At 67.2% G+C, this 23,955-nt stretch carries 15 protein-coding genes; 5 read left to right on the forward strand and 10 right to left on the reverse strand.

What is annotated here, in order from left to right; translation table 11 throughout:
* Positions 1-589: 589 nt before the first annotated feature.
* From ACWFR4_RS27590 to ACWFR4_RS27600, 3 genes are all read right to left on the reverse strand, one after another.
* Complete coding sequence (locus ACWFR4_RS27590; RefSeq protein ID WP_453655053.1) at positions 590-1,393, reverse strand: hypothetical protein; 804 nt, start codon at positions 1,391-1,393, stop codon at positions 590-592.
* Between the two features lie 119 nt (positions 1,394-1,512).
* A complete protein-coding gene (locus ACWFR4_RS27595; RefSeq protein ID WP_453462209.1) occupies positions 1,513-2,322 on the reverse strand; it encodes a hypothetical protein in 810 nt (269 codons plus the stop codon).
* Between the two features lie 197 nt (positions 2,323-2,519).
* Entirely contained in the window at positions 2,520-2,738 is a 219-nt protein-coding gene (locus tag ACWFR4_RS27600) for a hypothetical protein (RefSeq protein ID WP_266560900.1), read from the reverse strand.
* Positions 2,739-2,856: 118 nt separating this feature from the next.
* Between ACWFR4_RS27600 and ACWFR4_RS27605 the strand changes: the two genes are divergently transcribed.
* Both ACWFR4_RS27605 and ACWFR4_RS27610 read left to right on the forward strand, forming a co-directional pair.
* A complete protein-coding gene (locus tag ACWFR4_RS27605) occupies positions 2,857-3,687 on the forward strand; it encodes a helix-turn-helix domain-containing protein (protein ID WP_453655055.1) in 831 nt (276 codons plus the stop codon).
* On the forward strand, positions 3,668-3,922 hold the full coding sequence (locus ACWFR4_RS27610; protein WP_355687130.1) for a DUF397 domain-containing protein: 255 nt from the start codon (positions 3,668-3,670) through the stop codon (positions 3,920-3,922). Before ACWFR4_RS27605 ends, ACWFR4_RS27610 begins: the two co-directional genes overlap by 20 nt.
* 9 nt (positions 3,923-3,931) lie before the next feature.
* Here ACWFR4_RS27610 and ACWFR4_RS27615 read toward each other — a convergent pair whose 3' ends face one another.
* The 7 genes from ACWFR4_RS27615 to ACWFR4_RS27645 form a co-directional block, all read right to left on the reverse strand.
* Positions 3,932-4,501 carry a DinB family protein gene (locus ACWFR4_RS27615; protein ID WP_355687128.1) on the reverse strand — a complete coding sequence of 190 codons (570 nt, stop codon included), beginning with the start codon at positions 4,499-4,501 and terminating at the stop codon, positions 3,932-3,934.
* Between the two features lie 41 nt (positions 4,502-4,542).
* The gene (locus tag ACWFR4_RS27620; protein ID WP_453462212.1) at positions 4,543-5,667 is read right to left on the reverse strand and encodes a hypothetical protein; all 1,125 of its coding nucleotides are present in this window, start codon (positions 5,665-5,667) and stop codon (positions 4,543-4,545) included.
* Between the two features lie 175 nt (positions 5,668-5,842).
* Positions 5,843-6,325 (reverse strand): SUKH-4 family immunity protein, encoded by a 483-nt coding sequence (locus tag ACWFR4_RS27625; RefSeq protein WP_266560908.1) that lies wholly within the window; start codon positions 6,323-6,325, stop codon positions 5,843-5,845.
* Positions 6,326-6,405: 80 nt separating this feature from the next.
* The gene (locus ACWFR4_RS27630; RefSeq protein ID WP_266560910.1) at positions 6,406-6,978 is read right to left on the reverse strand and encodes an SMI1/KNR4 family protein; all 573 of its coding nucleotides are present in this window, start codon (positions 6,976-6,978) and stop codon (positions 6,406-6,408) included.
* Positions 6,971-7,432: a hypothetical protein gene (locus ACWFR4_RS27635; protein ID WP_453462218.1), complete on the reverse strand. Its 462-nt coding sequence runs from the start codon at positions 7,430-7,432 to the stop codon at positions 6,971-6,973. The genes ACWFR4_RS27630 and ACWFR4_RS27635 overlap by 8 nt, the downstream gene beginning before the upstream one ends.
* Positions 7,433-7,761: 329 nt before the next feature.
* The gene (locus ACWFR4_RS27640) at positions 7,762-8,394 is read right to left on the reverse strand and encodes a hypothetical protein (RefSeq protein WP_266560914.1); all 633 of its coding nucleotides are present in this window, start codon (positions 8,392-8,394) and stop codon (positions 7,762-7,764) included.
* Positions 8,395-8,460: 66 nt separating this feature from the next.
* The gene (locus ACWFR4_RS27645) at positions 8,461-16,191 is read right to left on the reverse strand and encodes a DNRLRE domain-containing protein (RefSeq protein WP_453655164.1); all 7,731 of its coding nucleotides are present in this window, start codon (positions 16,189-16,191) and stop codon (positions 8,461-8,463) included.
* A gap of 1,620 nt (positions 16,192-17,811) precedes the next feature.
* Here ACWFR4_RS27645 and ACWFR4_RS27650 point away from each other — a divergent pair.
* The 3 genes from ACWFR4_RS27650 to ACWFR4_RS27660 all read left to right on the forward strand — a co-directional run bounded on the left by ACWFR4_RS27650 (position 17,812) and on the right by ACWFR4_RS27660 (position 23,730).
* Entirely contained in the window at positions 17,812-18,438 is a 627-nt protein-coding gene (locus ACWFR4_RS27650; RefSeq protein WP_355687118.1) for a hypothetical protein, read from the forward strand.
* A complete protein-coding gene (locus ACWFR4_RS27655) occupies positions 18,438-20,831 on the forward strand; it encodes an FG-GAP-like repeat-containing protein (protein ID WP_453462224.1) in 2,394 nt (797 codons plus the stop codon). The genes ACWFR4_RS27650 and ACWFR4_RS27655 overlap by 1 nt, the downstream gene beginning before the upstream one ends.
* A gap of 217 nt (positions 20,832-21,048) precedes the next feature.
* A complete protein-coding gene (locus ACWFR4_RS27660) occupies positions 21,049-23,730 on the forward strand; it encodes an FG-GAP-like repeat-containing protein (RefSeq protein WP_453655057.1) in 2,682 nt (893 codons plus the stop codon).
* Positions 23,731-23,955 lie beyond the last annotated feature (225 nt).

The raw sequence follows: 23,955 nt of genomic DNA on the forward strand, positions 1-23,955 counted from the left end.
TTGGCGAAATCGAACCCCTTGGCGTGGGTGGTTCCGACGCCCGTTTCAATGGTCTTCCAGGGTGCCTTCTTCCCCTTGCCGGATCGGTAGCCGGTCGGCACGGCAGAAACTTCGGCCTGAATACGCCCATCGGACAACTGCCAGAAACGGGCGTGCTCGGTGCGGCGGGACGTCAGCTCCTTGACCCGCTTGGCCTTCGGGGCCTTCTTCCCCTTGGGCAGCTTCTCGCGACTCGGCATCTCCAGCTTGCCGCCGGTGGGCGGCTTGTCGCCGTCCTCGTCGTCGTCGGAGAACCAGCCTGCGATGGAGTCGATGACTCCCTTGTCATCGTCCCCGGAGGAGGCCGCGTACGCCATCTGCGGCAACGCGGCACTCACCACCGCCGACACGACCAAACAGGAGATCACTCTCCCATAACGGACTTTCACGTCCAGTAACCCTTCGCCTTTGCTCGGCTCAGCCCGGAATCCAGGCATGCCGAAGAGTCGGCCGGGCATGCCCGGCCGACGAATATTTAGATATGGCGACGGAGTTCTATTCATTCAGGGAGTCGCGAGTCAACTCGACTCCCATTTCGGGCAGATGGAGGTCAAGGCGTCTTTCTGCGCGCGCCGACTTCCCTGCCCGCGGTCGTGCGCCGGGGGTACATCAGCACCGTCGCGCACGCCATGGCCGGGAGCCCGAGGGCGGGAACGGTCCACCACGGGATGCCGATCCAGACCGCCGGGAGCCCCACCCCGAAGCAGACAGCGATGCTGGTGAAGAGCAGCCGCCTGCCGTACGGGTCCCAGGTGAAGGGCGCGTAGGCACGAGGCACGACAAGGCGTACCGCGCCGAAAGCGAACGCCTGAGCCGCGAAGAACGCGGCCAGCATGCCCATGGCGGCGTTCATCTGGAGCTCGTCGCGGGGTGCCTCGGAGCTGTTCTGCCGGACGCCGTCCTTGCTGAGTACGACGATGTCGCGGCGCCAGACGGTGGCCGTGACCCGGTCGCCGGTCTCCAGCCGCTCCAGGAGCGGCCCCGGGTCGCCGAAGTCCACGACTCCCTGCCAGGAGTGCCCGTCCTTCAGCGTCGCCTTATAGGTGGAAGTCCTCCCGCCGTTCTTGATCACCGTCTTCACGACGGTGAAATGCCAGGTGCTCAGGCAGTCCTTCCGCATCTGCGCCGTCGCACGGGCGGGGCACGGCTCGGCTGCCACGTAGTCCCGGTAGCGATCCCTGTCAGAGGGCAGCCACCAAGTGAACGCGATGTAGCAGAGCACCGCCGATATCAGGGCCAGCAGAATCAGCAGCACGCCCATGAACCGGGTCCAGCCCGGTGTCCGCCGGCGGGCACCGCCCTTGCCCGGCAGCCCGCCCACACTCTGAGCCGTAGCCCTCGCCCGTTCCGTCATGGCCCACCCCCTCCGCCCCATCCTCCGTGAGCTGGAAACGGGGACACAACGAGGTCGGACGGCAGTCCGTGGGAGGTACCAGCTTCCGCATCCCGGCAATCGGGCCGCCCGGAGCGGCTCTACAGCCGCGCTGCGCCGTCAGCCACTCGCCCCCGCAGGCACTCGCCGCAGAATTCCTCGTCGCCCGCCGGCCGGAACAGGCGCGCCTGCGTATGCACGCCCTCGCATTCCCGCAGTTGGGCGATACGTGGCTGTACGGGTTCGGGACGGCGGGACTCTTCCTCGACAGGGGCCGGTGGTACGTCGCTCAGGATGTACCGGAGCAGGCCGCCCGGCTTGAGGACCGGCTGCTTAGGCCCCGGCAAGCTGCGCTGCACATGCGCCCGTACGCCACCTGGTGTGTGCCCCGCCTCCAGCCAGGCGCTTGCCAGTGCCGCCAGCTCCGGCAGCATGCCGCGCGGCACGCGGAGCCTTGGCTCCAAGTCCAGGATGGTGGCAACGAGTTGGCGCCCGGCATCCGTCACCGCAGGAGCCTCGGGAGGCGTCCCGGGATGGTGGGGGGTGTTCTCGAGAATGGGTTCTTCTGGATGACGGCCGACGGTCCGGCCGGTCGGCTCACCGGCGGCCGGGTTTGCGCCCGTCGGAGCCCCGTCCCGTAAAGCGAGCGCCTGCTCCGGCTTCAGCGGCACATTGGAGACGAGCTGCACGGTCGCCCACAGTCCACGGACACCCTGCTGGCGCCACTCGTGCAGATAGCCCTCGCGCTTCAGTTCGCTCTTGGCGCGGTTGAAGGCGCACTTGCCGATCCCGGCCTGACGGGCGGTTTTCGACAACGGGTCCCTGGCGTCGTCGGGGAGCGACAACTGCCAGGTCAACAGCCGTACGGCGTCCGACGAGAGGCGCGGGTGGCGGAGGATTTCGTTCGGCACCTGACTGAAGAAACGGGCAGGCGCGATAGCATGACGAAGCATTTTCCGGTGGCTCTTTTCCACTGGTGATGAAGGCCCTCATCGCTGGGTGCGAACCGGCGTTGAGGGCCGCCTCATGTCCGATCAAGGCGACACTGAGGCGTGCTACTGCGCCCACCGTACCTCAACTTGCGTATGCGAACGGTCACTTGGCGTAATCACCACTGCCCGCCATATCTCTGCGCACGCTCCCGCAGCCACGCCCGCACCCATACCTCTTCGCTCGCGGACGCGGGCCGCAGGTCTCGCGCCGCGATCGTCGCCACGAAGTACACGAAGCGCACGCGCCGCGATTCCCCGTCGACGCCGAGCACCTTGCCGGGCCCGTAGACGTCCGTACCGGTGTGGGCGACGAACGCGCCTTCCCCGTGCTGCATCGGCACTGCCTCTCGATCTCGCTCTCCGTGGAAAACCGGTCACAGAGTGAGGTCGCCGCAGCTAGGCTCGCGAGTGGTCCGAGCGTGACAACGCAAGTTGCACATACGGGAGTTGCGGATGGCGATCGAGGACAATCCCGGGTCGCGGACGAGTTACGGGGATGAGCTTCGGCGGCGCCGCGAGGCCGCCGGACTCACGCAGGAAGAGCTGAGCGTGCGGGCGATCATGTCCCGCACGCACATCGCCCACATCGAGGCGGGACGTCGCCGGCCGTCCCTTGAGGACGCGCGACGCCTGGACCAAGTGCTGACTACGGGCGGGGTATTCGAGAACTTCCTGCCGACACAGGGAGAGGGCCGCGTCGCCGAACACTTCGCGGAAGCACTGGAGTTGGAGCGACAGGCGACAGCGATCAGGGAGTACGCGCCAAAGCTCGTGCCGGGGGTCCTCCAGACCGAGGCGTACGCCCGCGAAGTCCTCCAATCCGGCTTCCCGCCGAAGACGGATGAGGAACGTGACAGGCTCCTTGTCACACGCCTGGACCGGGCTCACATCCTGGACGACTTCACCTCGCCGGTGGCCTGGTATCTCCTCGACGAAGCGGTCCTGCGGCGCCCAGTGGGCGGCCCGGCGGTGATGTGCGAACAGCTCTGTCACATCGAAAGGTTGGGCGAACGCCGCCGCATTCGCCTGCACGTGCTGCCATTCTCTGTCGGCTACCACGCCCTCCTGGAGGGCATCGTCGCCCTGATGCGGTTCGAGGACCTGCCACCGGTCGCATACGTGGAGGGCCTCAAGACGGGTCGCGTCCTTGAACTCCCTTCCGTGGTGGGCGAATGTCAAGCGGCTTACGATCACGCCATGGGCGACGCGCTGTCGCACCGTAAGTCCCTGGCGCTGATCAGGTCCGTCGCGGAGGATTACGCACATGACGCACAGCAGCAGTGAGCAGCAGCGGCAGTACGCCCGCGTCGCCGATGCCTCATCCCTGACGATGTGGCGGAAGTCGAGCTACAGCGGCGGAACCAGCGGCGACTGCCTCGAAGTCAACGACACCCCCTGCGCCGCCCACATCCCCGTACGTGACAGCAAGAACCCTCACGGCCCTGCGGTCGTGTTCACGAGCGGCGCGTGGACGGCGTTCCTCGGTGCGGTGAAGGCGGACGACCGCCCGCGCCGCTGAGCGACGGGCCTACTGGCCCACCCTTCCGTCGATGCACTCGCGCAGCAGGTCGGCGTGGCCGCAGTGGCGGGCGTACTCCTCGACCCGGTGCACCAGCAGTTCCCGGACCGGGATCTCGTCCTTCCCGAGACGCTCGCCCAGATCCGGGTGCCCGGCGAGCGCGGCGTCGGTCGCGGCCTGCTCGCGTTCGAGATCGGCGTACGCGGCGTCGATCACGGCCGGCTCGGCGACAGCGCCGTTGAAGTCCCCGTCAGGCTCGCCGTACAGCTTCGGCAGCGGCTCGCCGTCGGATATCCAGTTGAGCCAGTCCCGCTCCGCCTCGGCAAGGTGCCGCAGCAGGCCGAGCAGTGACATCGTCGACGGCGCAACCGACCGGCGGGCCAGCTGCTCCGGGTCCAGGCCCTCGCACTTCATCCGCAGGGTCAGGCGGTAGTCCGACAGGAAAGTCCGGAGCGTCGCCAGTTCGCCTTCGGCACTGACTCCCTCGCGGCTGCGGGGGTCGTCGTCCGGGTCGGCCCACATGTCGGGGTAGACGGACGCCTGGCTCCATCGTGCGGGTTGGTCAGTCATACGTCGCATGGTCGTCGGTGGGGGTCCGGGCCCGCCACTGATTTGCCGAGCTAGTCCTCGTCCTCGTAACTCTGGAACCAGTGCGTGTCGTAATAGCGGGCGACGGAGTGCGGATGCGAGCGCTCGGTCAGCATGCGGAAGACGAACTCGGCGGCCGTGCCGTCGAAGCGGGTCCAGGTGTCCGGGATGTCCTCCGACGCCAGGACGGGCCAGCGGTCGGGGTCGTCGCCCTCGGTGAGCCAGTAGAACTGGTCCGCCTGCTCGGACGACGCCCATTCCAGGAGTCCGCCGGGCGCCGGATGGATGCCGTACGGCTCCCACAGGCTCGTGCCCGAGCGGGCCTCGAACCCGGCCAGATACTCCGCGTGCTCCACGAAGTCCATGCCGGGGACGTCGGACTCGGGCACGTAGAGGGTGAGGAAGCCGTCGAAGGCGCCGTGTCCGAAGATCTCGGCGAGCTGTTTGAAGTCCGTGGGCAGCCTGGTGCCGAGCCGCGCCTCCACCGCATCCCAGTCGACCGTACGGGCCTCACCGGCCCACCCGGTCATGGCGACGACCCGGTCCACCCACGTCGCGTCGGCGGGCAGCCCCTCCACGACGGGCACGGCCCGCTCGGCGACGAGGACGACATGCTGCACGTCGCCGCCCGTCCGGACCGTCCCGGCCCCTATCCACGAACCGGCGTGTGCCCAGGCCCGCATGTCGATCACGTCGGTGCCGAAGGGCGCGAGCAGGGGAAACCCGGTCGTCGCGTCCACGGTGGGATCGGCGAAGCCGCGCAGGGCGAGACTGCGGGAGGACCCGTACCGGCTGCTGATTCCGTCCACCACGCCGGCGAGGTCGAGTTCATCGGATATAGCGACGCACACGTGTCCGGCGCTGTGCCCCTTCCCGCGGCACTTCAACGGCTCCGGGTCGCCTCCGACCAACCGCGTGACGGCGTCGACCAGTTCGTCGCGCTCCATGAACTTCCTCCGCTTCCCGCGCTCACGCGCGAGCCCGCCGTGTTCCCTGATCGCCCGTATCTCCCGCCGGACACGGAAGCCGATGTACGCCCACGCGGGAAGCGTCGCGAGCCCCGACGCCAGCCGGTCGACACCGGACTCCCCTGCCCCGAGGGCGATCGACCCCATGACGGCCACCCAGCACATCCCATAACCGAGCAGCCGGTTCATGGCCCCTCCAGCCCGACGACGGCCCCGGTTCTACAACACGGCACCCCTCACACGCGAACGACGAAACAAACGGAACGAATGAAGCAACCGAAGCGATCCGGTCGCGCCGGCTGGTGGTGAAGGCACGCCGGAGTCTCTTCGGACGGCGACAGCTTTCCACGCTCAACAGAAAATCTCACTCGGCACCCAGCACGGCTTCCGTCGCGTAGTCGCCCATCATGATGTCCGAGGTCAACTCATGCCAATATCCGCCCTCGATGAATGCCGCAGGGTCGACTTTCCGCACAAGGCCCACCACATCGTCAGCCGCTGATTCCCATTCGCTCCCTTCGGCGTCTTCCGAATAGAACGGGAACTGCTCGATCACGCCTTTGACGCACGCGGAGAACTTTTCCAGGGACGAGTTGACGAGGCTTGTCGATTCGAACTCATCGTGAGACTCGACCACGGCACCGGTGACCGTATTCAGCAAGATGGAACCAGTGGCACCCGTATGCCCGAAGCAGATGAACCGCGTCCCGCCGATGACGACGGGCTCCAGCTCTTCCGCCGCCCAGTACGCGTACCCGATCGACTCCGCCGGAACTTCGAGCGACGACCGGTCCGCCTCAAGCAGAACCATGGAAAAGGCGGGCATTTCGGGAGGGGTGGCGCCCATGGTCAGCTCCTCGTGGACGACGGGCAGAGGTGGCGCCGCCAACAGTGGCACGGACTCCTTCGGCCTACCCGGGCTGCCACTCAGTCGATACGGTCGCTCAGGCCCAGCACCTGCGGGTTGCTTCTGGGTAAGTTCCTGGGCATGCCCGGCACATCGATGGTGCGCCCGTACACGCCGGCCAGGAACTCGACGGCGCCGACCGGGAACTCGAACCACTCGGCGTTGTCCGTGCGGACGACCACCGGCCAAGCGTCCGGGTCCGCGGGGCTCGTCTTCCAGTACAAGACGTCCCCCGAATTGGAATCCCCCCAGGAAATCAGGCCTCCCGACTGCGGGTAGGGAACGTAGTCCTCCGTATCGCCCATCTCGTACAGATCCTGAAGGATCTCGTCCTCCCTGGACTGGGACGCCCACGACTCCTCGGTGCCGGGTCGGGGAACGGACACGCTCAGGAAGTCGTCGATGACCAGAACCGGATACGCCTCCGCCAAAGAACGGAAGTCCGAGGGCAGCGCCGTCCCGAGGACCGCCTCAAGGGCGGCCCAGTCCACGCTGCGCCCCGCCGCCACACGCCACTGCGTCATCGACGGAAGCGCGGCCTCCAGTCCTTCGATCTTCAGCATGTCGTCCGCCAATCCGGGCTGTTCACCCAAGCTGTTCCAGCATGTCCATCAACTTTCGGTGAGTGGGGTGCCCCTGGAAGTCCGGGTACCTGCGAGCGATGTACTCCAACGTATCGCCGGAGAACCTGGAGACGTCGACCAGAAACTCTGCAATTGTGCAGTTCCCCGCCACCGGGTCCCAAGACCTCGAGATGGTCAGGGTTTCACCACTGGGCACGAGTTCAATCAACAGGTCACTCTCCGTGAAGGCGACGCTGCCAGCGTTCCCCTCTCTGATTTCCTGCGAGGAAAGCAGGAGGCAAAACATGAAATCGAGCACCGGAATTCCTGGGAACTCCTCGACCCCAAGGCCACCTGCGGCCAGCCGAAAATCCGCCCAGAAGTACTCGTAGCGCAGGTCCATTTCACTGGCACGTTCCAGCTTCTCACGCTGCTTATCGGTCATTTCACGCAGCGATTCCGTGGCGAAGGTTACGCTAAACATGACTCCCCGATATCAAAACGGCACCAACCGGGAACTCCGACCAGTCATGTCGTCTACCAATCCGTGCTGTTCTGGACCAAGACGTTATTGAACGGTACTCAGGCGATAAGAACCTGTCGATCCTCCGATGGGCCAGATCGGCCGACTCCATGGAGCCCTAGGGGACAAGCCCTTTACCTCCCGTGCAATGACTCCGCGACGGCCGGAAGTTGTGCGCTCACCGGGTCATCCGACCTCACGAGGAGCAAAGATCCCCCGAAACCCATCCGCCCTCTCGCGCCTTCGTCTGCATGAGTTTCAGTCGTCAACGGTGCGGCGTGCGCGCGCCGTCACACACCCGACTTCGCCCGGTTCCCCGCCCACTCCCGGTAGTCCCGCCGGAAAGTGTCATCCAACTCGGGCACCGCGAGGAGTGCCTCCTTCTGCTGGGCCGTGTAGTCGTCGACCATGAGCACCAGTTCGGACTGGACCACACCCCAGCGCCGGACGGAAGGCGACCGGGACGAAGTGATCTCCGCCAAAAGCCCGGGTCGCACCAGAAGGCGTCCGATCCTGGGAAGTTCCTCCGCCTCCAGCTGACCGGCGAGTCCCGCACCCACGATGGACCGGTTCCGGCCACCGAAAGCCCAGCGCGCGCGGGCTAGCCCGGGGGCCGTCGGCGCGTGGGCACAGGAGTCCGGCGGCAGCACGGAGTACGCGGCAAGCACTCCGGACGAATCAGCCGGCGGAAGTCCGGCCTCCACGTGCTGCCTGTTCAGCCATTCCCAGTAGGGCTCGGGAACGAAGGAGCAGGTAGCGAAGAAGACGCACGCTTCGGGGTCGATCCTCGTGGTCGAGAAGGTCAGGAATACTGAATCTCCGGATTCATTCTTAAATCTGTACTCTGCTCCCTTTTTCCTGAACCCAGCCGCACTCATCACGGGAGTCACGTACTCCCGAAGGAAATCATTGAGAATCTTCACGAAAACCGCCAAAGAAGAGAGGGCCCGGGCCCTCGCGAATCTATCACGCGAGGACCCGAACCAACATCATGCCGCCAAACCGTAGATGGTTCCCGCGACGACTGTCGCCGCGGCCTCTTCAGGCGCCAGGGCTATGCCTCCGCCCACCACCAGAACAACAATGGGGATGAGCATCGGGTCGAATCCCCCCGAGCTGGACTGCGGTCTTGTCCCCACGCCCGGCTGGTACACCGTTCCCGGATAGGTTCCGGGCCCAGGACCTGCCGAAGGCTGTGGCGTGTTGTTCTGGAGCGCCTGTCGCGCCACCGCCATCGGACTGTTGTTGTAGATCTTCTGGAATTTCTTGTTGGACTGCCGACCGTAGATAACGGCACCCTCCTCGGGACCCATTACCTTGTCGCCGTTTCCGACATCGTAAGGGCCGCCCATCATCCAACCGAGAACAGCCTTTTTGCCTTGTGAGCGCAACCGATTCACATACCACTGCGCCTCGGGCACTGCCTTGTTCGCGTCACCGGCCGACTTGACCTCCCAGACGTAATAGACATCCGACTTGGCGTCATAGCCCAGAATGTCCGGCGTCCCGTAGCTGCAGTCGGGAACCGCAAGGCCACGGTTTCCACGCACCTTTCCGCGGTCTCCATTGCGGGGGTACATGCATTCCTTGTTGGCTCCGGCGATCTTCGTCGGCGGAAGCACCTGGAAGTCCGTCGCACCGGCGCTGGCCGCCTGTGCTTCGATTTCCAGGATCGCCCGTGCCTGGGCCTCATCGTGACGTGACGTCTTGTTCCCGTACTTTCCGGGCAGCGCAGCTGCGGCGAACCCGACGTCCCAGCCGCCGGCACTGTTCATGCGGCACGTGGCACCGGGCTCGTTGCAGTCGGCCGGACGGTGTCCGTCGAGTTCGACGAAGCTGGTCGGGTTGCCTCCGCCGAACGCGTAGCGATTACCCGTGAACGGGTCCGCGCCCAGGCCCATGTCCGCCAGCGCGCCGTTGTACATGTCCCGGGTGGTGAAGCGGTTCAGGCCTGGGCTGTAGTCGCGGAAGCCCATGTCGTACGTGCCCGACTGGGCGTCCCAGCGCTTGGCGTTGTACCGGTAGGGGTTGTACGCCTCCTTCGTGGGGTCGGCGGTGTCGGGCTTGTCGATGCCGGTGAACTCGGACTTGTCGTCGGCTCCGTAGGCCGTGTAGCCGTAGGTGGCTTTGGCATCACCGTTCTTGTCGGTGACGGTCTCGACGTCGGTGTGGCTGTTGTAGCCGTAGTAGCCGTCCTCCGTCGTACCGTCGCTGTTGCGCGTGGCCTGGGAAAGCCGCTGTCCCCAAGGGCTGTACTGGTACGACTTGGTCAGCTGACCCGCGACCTTCTCATCGAGGACCTCGCCCGACAGGCCGAGATAGTCGAAGTCGGTGGTCTTTCCGTCCGCCGTCTTCGACGCCGTGCGGTCCAGCGGGTCGAAGGTGTACTTGGTCGACTTCACAGTGCCGGCGTCGTCCGTCTTCTGGGACTCGACGACATGGTCGAAGCCGTCGTACACGCTCCGCTCGATGACCTTGCCGCCCGATTGCACGGACTCCTGACGCCCGAACGGGTCGTAGGTGTAGTTCGTCGGCAACGCGCCCGCCGAGGTGACACTCAGAAGCCGGTTGCGGTCGTAGTCGAATGTCGTGGACACGCCGCCGACCGTCTGACTGACGACATTGGCGTTGTCGTCGTGGACGTAGGTCTCCGTCGCCGCGCCGTTACCGGTCTTGACCGACTTCGTGAGCCGGCTAGCCGGGTCGTAGCTGTAGTCCGTGGTGGACGCCAGGTACGCCGCATGGTCGTCGGCGTTCATCTTCTTCGCGACGTCCTGCGCCTTGTTGCCGTTGGCGTCGTAGGCGTAGGTGTGCGAGGAGACGAGAGTGCCCGATCCCTTCTGCTCCGTGGTCGACTTGAGCGCACCGTTGGCGAAGTACTCGTAGTCGACGGTGTTGCTGTTGGCCTTGGTCTCCCGCAGCGCCTGCCCACGGTCCGTGTACGTGTACGCGGTGACCTTCGGCGAGGCGTCCGTGGGCGTATTGCCGACCGACACCGTCTTTACCAGCTCGCGCAGGTCGTAGGTGTACTTGGAGAACTGGTCGGGATGCGTGACCGTCTCCGGCTGACCGTTGGCGTCGTACGTGTACGACGTGGCCTTCTTCTCCTGGCCGGCCAGCGCCTCCGTGACCTTCTGGACCTGGTTGAGCCCCGTGTAGGCAACGGTGTACGCGTCGATCACCGCGCCGGACGATGTGTCGTCGATCGACGTGAGGTTGCCGTTGACGTCGTACGCGTAGGTGAACGACTTCTTCTCGTTGTCCGTGACACCCGTGGTGTCACGGACCAGCTTGACTGCGTCCGCGACGGCGGTGCCGGCGCTGTTCTGGTCGAGCTTGAGCTTGGTCTCCTCGCTCTGCTTGAGGCTGTACGAGCCCAGGGACACCCACGTGCCGGTGCCCGCGCTCTGGTCCTTCGACACCGGGGGCTCGGCCGTCGTGCCATGGGTGAGCGTGTACTTGGCCGTGGTTGCGGCGCCCGTCACCTTCGGGAACTTCACGTACGCGGTGTACGTGCCGTCCGTGGGGACGTTCAGCGTCCACGTGTACGCGTCAGTGCCCGTGCCCGCCGCGTGGGTGCGGTGGTCGTAGCCCTGCTGGCCGGTGATGTCACCCTTCGTCCACGTGCCCGTGGACGAGGTGTTCTGGGTGTCGGAGTTGTCGGTCAGGACGACCGACTTGCCCACCGGAACACCGGCGTCAGCCTTGGACTTGAGGGAACCGTCCGGGTAGTAGTCCCACGTCATGGTGCGGTCCGACGAGCCGCCCGCCGAGGTGAGCGTGCGCTTCGTCTGCTTGCCCAGGTCGTCGTACTCGTAAGTGGTGACGATGTCCCACGGATCGGTGGACTTCATCGGCCAGCCGTTGTCGAAGTACTCGAAGACCGTGTCGTTGCGAACCGTCTCGCCCTGTGACGGCGGCATCGAGGTCTTCGCCACCCGCCCGACTGCGTCGTATGTGGTCTCCGTATACACGTCCGCCTTGTTGTAGCGGGCGTCGTTCGGGTCATAGGGCTGGTACTGCCGCTTGGGACGGTTGAGTTCGTCGTACGTGGTGCGGGACGCGAAGTCGTCCGCGTTCGCCGTCGCGGTACCGCGCGGCGTGATCACCTTGGTGGTGTTGCCGACCTGGTCGTACTCGAACTTGGAGATCCGGTAGGTGGTGCCGTCGTAGGGCACTTTGATCTCGGACTGCATGCCCCGCTCGTCGTAGGTGACGGTCGAGGTGTTGTTCTCCTGGTCCGTGGAAGAGGTGACGAGGCCATCGCGGTCGTAGGACTGCTTGGTGAACTTGCCCGCCGCGTCCGTGACCTGGGTGACCCGGTGGTCCATGTCGTAATCGGTCCTGGACGTGAAGTCCGTGGTGTCCGCCGACGCGTTCTTGGTCGGCGCAATGACCTTGGTGACGTTGCCGACCGTGTCGTACTCGTAGGAGATCTTGCCCTGGTCTGCGTTGACCACGGAGCTGAGCTGATACAGCTCGTCGTACTTGTTCGTCGTGACGTAGTCGGTGGCGTCGGACGTGGTCACGGAGCCCTTGGGCTCCGTCGTGGTCCTCAGGTTGCCGACCTTGTCGTAGGTGTACGAAGACGTACGGGGAACCGTCGTGTTGTTATTCGTCGGCGCGGTCGCCGACGTGACCTGGTCCGCGTTGTCGTACACCGCCGTCGAGACCGCTCCGTTCGGCGCCGTCGACTTGGTGACATTGTCATTGGCGTCGTACACCGGCGCCGGTGTCGTGATCAGTACACCCGCGGCCTGGTCCTTGGGCGCGGTGCTGACCAGCGCCCGCCCGAAGGCGTCGTAGGTCTGCGTGACCTTCTTGCCCAGCGCGTCGGTGACCTCGGTGACCTGGCCTCGCTCGTCGTAGACGAACGTCGTCGCCTTGTTCAGCGCGTCGGTCATCGTCGCCGGGAATCCCGTCGGACCGAACTCGCTGTTCGTGCCGGCGTGCCCGTTGGCGTCCGTCACCTTGGTCATCTGGCCGTACGCGTCGTACTCGTACGACGTCGTGTAGTCCCCTGCCGTCGCCGTGGCGACGCCCTTCGGGTCCGTGACCGTCTTCAGGTTGCCGAACGAGTCGTACCCGAACTGCCACTTGCGGCCTTCCGGAGACGTCTTCGTGAACAGGTCGGCCGAGAAGCCGTCGAGACGCGTCTGGTATGCGTACTGCTGCGAGTTCGCCGGATACGTGCCCGGTACGCAGTCCGAGGCCGGAGGCACACCCGCCTTGTTGTTCTCCGCGTCGCGCGACCACAACGGGAAGCCCGTCTTCTGGTCGTAGCAGTACGCGGTCTTCGCGCCGTTCGCCTCCTCGACATAGGTGACGTTGTTGTCGGCGTCCCAGCTCATCTTCGACGTCTGCGACTTCGCGTTCGTCGTCTGCACCGGACGCCCGAAGTCGTCCGTCACATACTTCGTGGCGTACGACTCAGCGTCCGTCACCGTCGCGTCGACGAACTTGGCGTTCGTGGCGTTCACCGCGTACGCGAATCCAGTGCCGCCGCCAACGCGGTCACTGATCGTCTTGGTCCACCAGTGGTACTTCGGGTTGTCGCCCGTCGAGGGCGCGTAGTACGCCATCGACGTCGAGTTGCCGCGCGGGTCGGTGGCCTTGACCAGCTTGACGTTCTTGTTGCCCTGCGTGGCGTCGTAGGTGAACTTGAAGACCTTCGGCTGCGTGGAGCCGTCACCGTCGACGAACTGGCCCAACAGGCCCTTGTCCGTGTAGAAGAAGGAGATCTTGCGGCCCGAGATGTCCGTCATGGACTTCACGTGGTCGTAGATCTTGGAGTTGGTCAGGTTCGTGCCGGTTACCTTGGCGCCTGTGTCGTCAATGTAGTCGTACGACGCGTCGCCCTTCTTGTAGTAGTCGACCGTCAGTGACTGTCGCGCGGCCGGGTCGGTGATGTAGGTGAGGAACTTGGTCGGCTTGTTGTTGGACTTGCGCTCCTCGTACGTGTACGTCTGCGTGTTGCCGTTCTTGTCGATCGCCGACGTCATGTAGCCGTCGCAACCGAAGACGAAGCGCGTGCCGTCGGGGCGCGTCAGGGTCCACGCGTCGGGGATCGGGTCGTTGTTCGGCGTGCAGTCCAGGCCCGACTTCATCGTGACCTTGTAGTGGACGCCCGCCGGAGCCTTCCACGTCCCGTCCGCCTGCTTGGTGAAGACGTGCGTGGTGCCGTCACCGTCGGGCAGCCGGATCTCAGTCGGGTTCGGATTCGGATGGAAGTCCAGCGGGGCGCCGAGCCGGATCGGCCCCGCCGCTTGCGCCGACCAACCCGCGCCGGAGACGGTGTCCGAGGTATCGAGGGAGTTGTACGAGAACCGGGCGAAGGTGGTGAGGCCACGGCCCGGGTTCGTGAACGCGTTGTACGACCAGACCGTGTTGCCCGAGGCGAGGTTGCTCATCACGGTCGAACCGGCGCCGGTGTTCTTGCCGGTGTAGGAGTAGAACTTCTCCAGGCCCAGCGAGTTCGACGTCGGGTCCTCGACCGCCACGTTCTGCTTCAGGGACGGGATGCCGCCCGTTCCCGCCGAGAGCCAGCTGCCGTCCGAGATCTTGCGGACGTCCCAGCCGAGGACGTAGTCCGTGCGCTTGTTGCCCTCGTCCGAGTTGATCGGCGTCTTGACCTGGGCGTGGACCGTCGCCGACTGGGCCGGCTTCAGGTTCGGGACCGCCGTGGAGAGCTGGTTGCCGCCGTTGGTGACATCCGTGCCGTCGGGCAGCTTCCAGGTGTACGAGAGCTGCCGCTCACCCGCGAGCCACTCGGTGCCGGTCGTGTTCGTCACCGTCACGTCCACGGAGTACGTGGAGTTCGGCGTCATCCGGGCCGGCGTCTGCGGCGCGTAGTACGTGTTCTCCGACGTGGCGTCCACGTAGATCACGCGAAGCAGCGGGCCGAGCTGCTGGTCGGCGGTCTCCGATGACAGGAACAGGGTGCGTTCCTGGGGCCCGGTGGCCTCGTTGGCCAGCTTGACCATGGCGCCCTTGTTGCTGGACGGGGTCTTCACCCAGCCTTGCGTGAGCGACGTGGCGTCCCACCAGTGGCGCCCGACCTCCGAGACCTGCGCGACCGTGTCGGACACCGTGGCGGAGAAGTCGCCGCCCGGAGCCGTCCAGGGAGTGGTCGACGTGACGTTGTTCCAGGTCGCCGTCGTCTCGTCGAAGTCCTTGTTCAGGCCGTGGAGTTCGTAGATCGCGCCGTTGGTGTCGGTCGTCGTCTCCGCGCCCCACATGTAGAGCTTGGAGTCGAGGACCGTCGCCGTTGCCGGGATCGAACTCGTCGGGAACTTCAGCGCCGAACGCGTCTTGCCGTACGTGCCCGAGTTGTTGCCGACGCTCAGCCACTTCTGCGGCGTGTACGAGAGGATCGTGTCCTCGTTGGTCGTCGGCTGCTGGGACGAGAGGGTGGTGTCGGTGACGCCGCCCGCCGTGCCCTGGATCAGCTTCATCGTCCGGCCGGCCTTCGGCACGCCGACGATGCGTGTGGGCGACCCGATGAGGGAGCCGTCCTTTGTCTTCACCGCGATTTGGTAGTAGTACGAGCGGCCGATCTCGTCCGTGGACGAGTCGGGCGTCGGCGTCGCGGTGGTGTCCGTGTAGGCCGTGCTCGCCTTGTCGACCGGGGCCACCAGCGTGGCCGCGCTCGGCGTGAACACCTGCTGCGTGGAGCGGTGCAGCTGGTACTCGACGATGTCCTGGCCGGTGTCGCCGGTCGTGTTCTTGTACGCCGACCAGGACAGCTCCGGGCCCGTGTCGTGCACGATCGTCGGCGAGTTGAGCGCCGAGCCGACCTTGCCGTACGTCACGGTCAGGCGCGGGTACGAGGAGGTCTCGCCGCCGTAGTCGCCGTCACCGGACTCGTACCGCGGACCACCGGTGGGCGTCGCGGCCAGCGTGTCGTCCTTCGCCTGGATCACGAAGCCGTTGTTCGTGGCCGTGCCCGAGACCCACTTCTGCACGGTGTCCGTCACCGCGAAGTCGTGCCACTGGTTGTACTCGCCCGTGTTCTTGACGATCTGGGCGGGGTTCACCAGGCGGATCGAGTCGGCGATGTTGCGGGTCGTGGAACTGCCGGTGTCCCCCAGAACGATCTTCCCCGCGTTGCCCTTGGAGAAGTAGAACTGGGTGCTGTTCACCGTCTTCCACGCGGCCGCGGTGCCCGACTGATTGACCGTCCCGGTCCCGGTGCCGTCCCGATGAGTGATCGTGTACGGCGCCGCTGTCGCCCCGTCCGAGGCCGGCGGGAAATGCGCCTCGACCCGGTAGGACGCCGTCTCCGCTATCTGCGGCTGCCAGGTGTACGTCTCGCCGGTCAGGCTGTTCTTGTTGTAGGCGAAGTCGTCATTGGTCGCCGCGCCACCGGTCGTCGTCGCCCGGGGCCACTCGCCGACGGCGGCCGTACCGGGGTCGCCGTCATCGATCTGGACGGTGGTACCGGAGAGCTCACCCGACAGCGCACTGGTGTTGGACCACGTGGCGCCCGACTCGGTCCACGGGCCGGTGGCCCGGTGGACCTCCATCGTGACGTCATTGGCGTTGGTCGTGTGCGCCTGGTCGAAGTACATACCCAGACGCGCCGAGTCGATCTTCGTCCCCGCCGGGATCTCGTCCAGCGGGAACTGGATCAGCGACCGCGCGATACCCGTGTCGGTCTTGCCGGCGGACATCTTCCAGGTGTTGTTGAAGTTCGCCGCCGGCTGATCCGAGAGGACCATCGTGTCCTGCGACTGCGACGGAGTCGGCGTGATCGTGATCGTCGGATCGATCGACACCGGGTACTGCCGCTTCGGCGAAGCCAGCCACTTGGCGTCCGGCGTGACGACGATCTGCCAGTTCTTGCCGTCCTTGACCAGCTTCTGCTTGACCTTGGGGCTGTACGACACCCCGTACGGGGAGTCAGCGTCCTTGCGGGTATCCGACATGTACGCGGCCGGGATCGTCATGACCGGCGTGTTCGGCAGCTCGCCGTACAGCTCGATCGAACCGTCCTTGCGCGCCTTCGGCGTCAGACCGTCCGTGTCGAGGGTGAAGGTGTAGGAGACGGGTCCGTCCGGCGCCTTCGCCAGGACGATGTTCTCCTTCACCCGGCCAGGACCGACCCGGTACTCCAGGTCCGCACCGCCGGCCGCCGCGTCCTTGTAGACCACGGTCGAACCCTTGGCCTTCGGGTCGACCGATTTCCCGGCGCCCTTGAGACCCAGCGTCACCGCCGGACCGTCCGCGCCCGCCTGGAACTTCAGCAGCTTGTCCGGGTCCGAACCGAACCAACTGCGCGCAGAGTTGGATGTGTTGGCGAAGTCGTAGCCCTTGGCCTTGGTCGCGTCGACACCCGTGTCGATCGACTTCCACGACTTCTTCTTGCCGGAACCCGTGGGGTACGCGGTCGGTACCTGGGAGAGCTCAGCCTGGATCTGCCCGTTGGACAGCCGCCAGAAGCGCGCGTGCTCCGTGCGGCGGGACGTCAGCTCCTTGACCCGCTTGGGCTTAGCGGCCTTCTTGCCCTTCGGGAGCTTCTCGCGACTGGCTATCTCCAGCTTCCCGCCCGTCGGCGGTTTGGCCTGATCCTCGCCGTCGTCGTCCGAGAACCAGCCCTTGACCGTGTCGAAGACGCCCTTGTCGTCTCCGTGCTTGCCGGAACCCGGCGCGGAGGCGTAGGCGATCTGCGGCAGTGCGGTACTCGCCACCGCCGACACCACAAGGCAGGAGATCAATCTCCCATAGCGGACTTTCACGTCCTGTGCCCTTTCCTTTGCGGCACGCCCCCCTTCCGTGCGGTATTCCCTGCGCACGTAATGCGGGCACGCCTGATCTCCGAACGGCGATTGCGTCCGGACGTCTGGTGTGTGCCACTCGGGAGGGTCGGCATCTGGGCAGCGCGGATTGACCGACGTACGTCCGGAAGGCCCCTGGCCGAAAAGGCCTTCCGGGCATGCGTCGGTCGGTTTCTGGTTTCCTCCTTCGTGGGCGGACGATTTCTAATCAGGCGCACATGGCCATGTCAACAGGGGGAATCAATCGGGCAGTTGGCCCGTCACGGGTCGGATCACCCGGAGATGATCTAGACCCGGCACCCGCTCCAAGCGCATGCCGGGCCGGTATACAGCCGGCGGGACAAACGACGGCGCGGTTTCTATTCACCGAAACAGTTGCGGGTCAACTGCGGGCACAATTCGGGGCGTTGTGCAGCGTGTTCTGAGCACGTTTGGTCTCCGTCCCTTTCGCCCGCTTGTTCCGGACGCTGGAACCGCCGCGCCCCGATGCGGTATAACCGCCCGGTTCTCCGCCGAGCGCGACGCATTCGCGCGAGGAATGATCGCCTCACGAAAGCCAGGCCCATGCCATCGTCGTCCGAACAGTCAGAGCCGACCGAATCCACCGACACGGCCGAAGCGTCCACCGAAGAATCCGAGCCGCACGACGAAGCCGCGGGCACCAAGGACGCGGAGGCAGCGAAGGAAACGAAGGAGCCGCAGTCCTCGGACGAGTCCAAGAACACCGACGGCGCCGACGACGCCAAGCACGGCAAGGGAGTTGACCGTCGAGGCATAGCCGCCAGCGCCGTCGTCGTCGCCGCCTGTGCCGGGCTCGTGCTCTACGGCGTGCTCGACACCGACGAGAAGCCCGAGCGTCACGTCCCCACCGCCTCCGTGACGTACGAGGTCAGTGGCGAAGGCACCGCCGATCTCACCTGGCAGGCCCGCAGCGGGTCCGGCAAGGCCGTCGAAGCGCGCGGCGTCACGCTGCCCTGGAAGAAGACGGTGCGCGTGCCGCTCGGCAAGCCGCCCATCGTGACCATCACGCTCGGCGAGAAGGGCGGGCGGGCCAGCTGCCAGCTCGCCATCCGCGGCAAGCACGTCCAGACAGCCACCGCCTACGGCAAGTTCGGCCGCGCCACCTGCCAGGGCGAGCTGCCCGCGCCCGAGGTCTCCGAGTCCCCGGCGAGCGCGCAGGGAGAGCAGTGATGTATCCGAGCCTCGGCCGCCAAGCCGCCCGTACCGCGCTCGCCGCCGCCGTCGTGCTCAGCGTCATCTCTTTGTCCGGCCGTACGCAGCCCGCCGCCGCGCGGGCCACCGTACACAAGGGCGCCGTCCACACCGTCGCCGTCCCGGGCGGGACCGACCCCGGCAGGCGCGTACTCGCCGCCCGCTCCACCGAGCCGTTCAGCATGCTCGGCGTCACCTGGTCCGACCCCGACGCCACGCTCGGCGACGGCACCGCCGAGATCCGTACCCGCAATGCGGAGACCGGACACTGGTCGGCCTGGCGCACCCTCGAACTCGACTTCCACGCACCGGAGTCGGGACCCGATCACACGAAGACGGGCGTGCGCGGCGGGACCCAGCCGCTGTGGGTCGGCGCCTCCGACGGCGTGCAGGCGCGCGTCACCGGCGCGAAGCTGCCCGCCGGGCTGCGCGTGGACCTCGTCGACCCCGACGCGGGAGCACGGGCCGCCGCGGAATCGACGGAGAAAACCGCCTCGGCGGCCGGGCAGCCCGCCGTCACCTCGCGCGCCGGCTGGGGCGCCGACGAGTCGATCGTCGCCGACCCGCCGACGTACACGACCGACACGAAGGCCGTGTTCGTGCACCACACGGCCGGGACGAACGACTACACGTGCGCCGAGTCCGCGTCGATCATCCGCGGCATTCTCACCTACCACGTGAAGAGCAACGGCTGGAACGACATCGGCTACAACTTCCTCGTCGACAAGTGCGGGACCGTCTTCGAAGGGCGCGCGGGTGGAGTGGACAAGCCCGTCTACGGCGCCCACACCTACGGCTTCAACACGGACACGAGCGGGGTCGCCGTCCTCGGCGACTTCAACACCGCGACCTCCCCGCCCGCCGTGCGCGACGCGATCGCTCACCTCGCCGCCTGGAAGCTCGGGTTGTACGGGATCAATCCGGCGGGCAGCATCGTGATGGCGGCCGGTGCGGACAACGGGAAGTTCACGCAAGGGCAGCTGGTGACGATGAACCGGATCTCCGGGCATCGCGACGGCTACCCGACCGAGTGCCCCGGCACCAACCTCTACGGCGACCTGCCCGCCATCCGCACGCTCGCCGCGTCGGAGAACACACCCGCCAAGGGCGCCGACGTGAACGGGGACGGCCACGCCGACCTGGCCGCCGGCATCCCGAAAGCCACCGCGAACAATCTGGCGGGAGCCGGCCAGGTCAGCGTCGTACCCGGCGCCCGGACCTCGCCCTACGCGGCGAACAAGACAGTCGTCACGCAGGAGTCCGAGGGCGTGCCCGGCGGCTCCGAGGCCGGAGACGGCTTCGGCTCCGCGACCGCGTACGGCGACCTCGACCACGACGGTTACACCGACCTCGTGGTCGCGTCTCCCGGCGAGGAGGTCACCGCGGGCGCGAGCGACGAGGGCGGCGTGAGCGTGCTGCGCGGCACGGCCAACGGGCTCACCGGACAGGCCGGAATGATCAACGAGCCGGCGGCGGTGCGCACGAACGGCGCGAAGTTCGGGGCCACGCTCGCCACCGGTGACTTCGACGGGGACGGCGGCGACGACATCCTCGCCGTGGCGCCCGGAGCCGGGCGTGCCTGGACCGTCGACGGCGCCGACCGGGCCTTCTCCCCCGCGATCGCCCTCTCCGACGGTCCGGTGCAGGGCGCCTCCGTGGCCACCGGGGACTTCGACCACGATGGATTCGACGACGCGGCGATCACGTTCGGCACGGTGGCGGGCGACAGGCCCCTCGTCGTGGTGCGCGGTTCGTCGAGCGGACTGGATACCTCCGAGCCCGCCGTCCTCGCGGGCGCGGGCGGACGGTCCCTGGCCTCCGGCGACCTGAACGGCGACGGCTTCACCGACCTGGCCGTGGGGCGTCCCGACGTGGTGGACGGCGGCGAGATCACCACGTACCACGGCTCGGCGGACGGGCTCACGACGACCGGTGCGGCTGTCGTGGCGCGAGGTGAGCTGGAAGGAGCGGAATCCGGGGGCGAGTTGGGTGCCTCCGTGGCCGTGAGCGACACGGACGGCGACGGGTACGCCGACGTGCTCGCCGGTGCGCCCGGAGACGACTCCGGCGCGGGCCGCGCGTTCCTGCTGCGCGGTGGCGCGAACGGGCTCGGCGTGGCGGGCGCAGTCACGTACGTCCAGGGAGCGGGCCCGGTGCCGGGCGCGGCCGAGGCCGGTGACCGGTTCGGTTCCGCCGTCACTGTCGCCGATCTCACCGGGGACGGCGTCGCCGGCCTCGCGATCGGCGCCGAGGGCGAGAACGCGGGCGACGGGACCGTGATGACCCTGAGCGGCGGAACGGGAACCTCGTACGGGCCGACCGCTCTCGGAACGACCGCCGGTGCCGGTATCGGCGGTGAACTGACCAGGTGACCGCCAGGTGTCTTCCGGACTACTTACAGGTGAGTTACAGCACACCAGTACAACCAGTGACGTTTACCGACGGTCAACCGCTGAATAGAGCAGTTACCCGTGTAACTGGTGTGGCATTTGTGAACTTCTTCGAGGGGTGGGGCATTTGAGCCCGCGTAATTCGCGTGCGCGCAGATCACATGCGTACAAACCGCTGAGTCTCAAGCGCAGGGCCTGGGTGACAGTGGGGGCCGTCGTCCTGGGCGGCGCGGGCGTCATGACCTACGCCATGGCCGACCCTGGGAACGGCGCGTCTCCCCAGGGCGAGCCGCGCCGCGCGTCGGCGATCCACACACTCGGGCTCACCACCAAGGGCGCCGACCGCAAGGTCGTCCCGCAGAAGTCGACGGACCGCTTCAGCGCCGTCGTCGTCACGTGGAAGAACCCGCACACCACACTCGACGGGACCGCCCAGGTCCGGGCGCGCAACGTCGCGACCGGCGACTGGACGGACTGGCTGACCATGCCGGTCGAGCAGCTCGGCACCGACGGCAACGAGACCAAGGCCGACGGCGGCGTCCGCGGCGGCACCGAGTCCGTGTGGACCGGCGACTCCGACGCCGTCGAGGTGCGGGTCGTGGCCAAGGACGGCACGGCATCCGGCCTGCCGTCCGGCATGGACGTCAAGCTGCTCGACCCGGGCACACTCGCCCCCGCGAAGGGTGCGGGCGCCGCCCAGCCCGCCGCGTTCTCCGAGGACACGACGCCCCCCGCCACCACCGACTCCCCGTCCGTGGACCCCGCGAGCAGCGCCCCCGCAGTAGCCCCTTCGGACTCCGGCACCCCCTCCGCGCCCGCGTCCTCCTCGGCCTCCGCCGACCCGTCGTCGAGCGCGTCCGCGTCGCCCGAGCCGTCCGAGACGGTCCCGGCCGCCCGCCCGTCGACGGTCGTCAAGCCGCCGATCATCACGCAGGCCGAGTGGGGCGCGGACACGGACTACAACGGCACGCCCGAGTACGACGACTCGATCAAGGCCGCCGTGATCCACCACACCGGTGTCGACCCCGACAACACGGTGCCCTGCTCTCAGTCGCGCCAGCGGGTGCACACCATCCAGCAGGAGCACATGGCCAAGGGCTGGTACGACATCGGCTACAACTTCCTCGTCGACCGGTGCGGGCAAATCTTCGAGGGCCGCAGCGGCGGCATGGACCTGCCGGTGCACGGAGCCCACGACTACGGCTTCAACACCGACACGGTCGGCATCTCGTACATCGGCAACTTCATGTCGGCGACGCCTACTCAGGCCGCGCTCAACTCGATCGCCCGGGTCGTCGCCTGGAAGTTCGGCCAGTACGGCATCACCGCGAACAGCAAGGTGACGCTGCAGTCCAACGGCGATCAGGGCGTGTCCGACAACAAGATCCCCATGGGCCAGTCGATCACTCTTGACCGCGTCTTCGGACACCGTGACACCGGCACCACGCTGTGCCCCGGCGACAACCTCTACAAGAAGCTCGCCACCATCCGGACCCTGGCCTCGGCCCCGGGCGTCTCGCACGCCCTGAAGACGTCGGACATCTACTCGTCCGCCGCGCCGACGGCCACGACCCGCGACGGCCTGCCCGACCTCGTCGCCGGCACCCCCAAGGCGTCCTCCGGCGGCTCCATCACCGTCCTGCCGGGCGGCACGAACGGGCCGGTGTACACGGCGAAGAAGACCCTCACCCAGTCCAGCACCGGTGTCCCCGGCTCGAACGAGTCCGGCGACCAGTGGGGCGCGGCCGTCGCCGAAGGTGACATAAACGGCGACGGCTACGCCGACCTCGCGATCGGCCAGCCCGGTGAGGACGACACCTCCGGGCACGCCGACCGCGGCGCGGTCACCATCCTGTACGGACCGGCCCTGAACACCGGTGCGCAGATGAACCTCGACGAGGGCTTCTACGCGAACGGCGCCAAGTACGGCTCCGCCGTGGCGGTCGGCGACTTCAACGCCGACGGCAAGGCGGACGTCTTCGCGTCCTCCACCGGCACCGGCGGCACCTGGACCGCACGCTACGCCGAGGGCCAGGAGTCCAGCTCCAACATCACCAGCGGCGACACGGCCCTCGCCTACGAGGCCGCCACCAGCGGTGACTTCAACCAGGACGGCTACGCGGACGTCGCGCTCAACTACCGCGACTCGACCTCGGTCGGCCGGATCGTCTGGTTCAAGGGCGGCAGGAACGGCCTGACCAAGGCCGGCACGCTCTCGGTCAAGGGCGGCCGCTCCATCGCCTCCGGCGACCTCAACGGCGACAGCGTCGACGACATCGTCATCGGCCAGCCCTACACCGCCGAGTCCGGCGCCTACGCGGGCGGCCAGGTCACCGCGGTCTACGGCTCGAAGATCACGTCCACGACGCCCGGCGGCCTCACCGCCACCGGCGCCAAGACGATCCACCAGGCCACCAGCGGTGTTCCGGGCGCGGCCGAGTCCGGCGACGCCCTCGGCGCCTCCGTCGCGGTCGGCGACTACAACGCCGACGGCTACGCGGACGTCCTGGCCGGCGCCCCGAACGAGGACATCACCCGCACCAGCAACCGTTCCAACGCGGGTACGTCGCTGCTGTTCAAGGGCTCGTCGACCGGTCTCACCGGCACCGGCGCCCTCGCGATCTCGCAGGACGAGCCCGGCGTCCCCGGCTCCACGGAGACCGATGACATCCTGGGCTCCGCCGTCTCCCTCGCCGACCTGTCCGGCTACGGCCGCGCGGACCTGGTGATCGGCGCCGCGGGCGAGGACGCCGGCAACGGCACGCTCCTGTACGTGCCCAGCAACAGCACGGGGCTCGGCCTGTCGACGTCCAAGTACATCGGACTGACGCAGCTCGGCACCCCGGCCGGCGCCCGCCTGGGCACCACGCTGGCCCCGTAGGCACCACCCGTACCACCGCACCATCAGCTGAATCTCTCGCCGCGCGGCTCCCGACATCCCCGGGGACCGCGCGGCGAGAGCCGTTTGTGCCCTGGCGGTCCTGGCGGCCTTGGCGGCCTTGGCCGTCTTGGCCGTCTTGGCCGTCTCGGCCGTCTCGGCCGTCTCGGCCGTCTTGTCTGCTTTGTGCCCGCACTTGCGCCGCCACGCCCGAATGGGTTACTCACT

It is taken from the genome of Streptomyces sp. NPDC055140 (genome assembly GCF_053607285.1).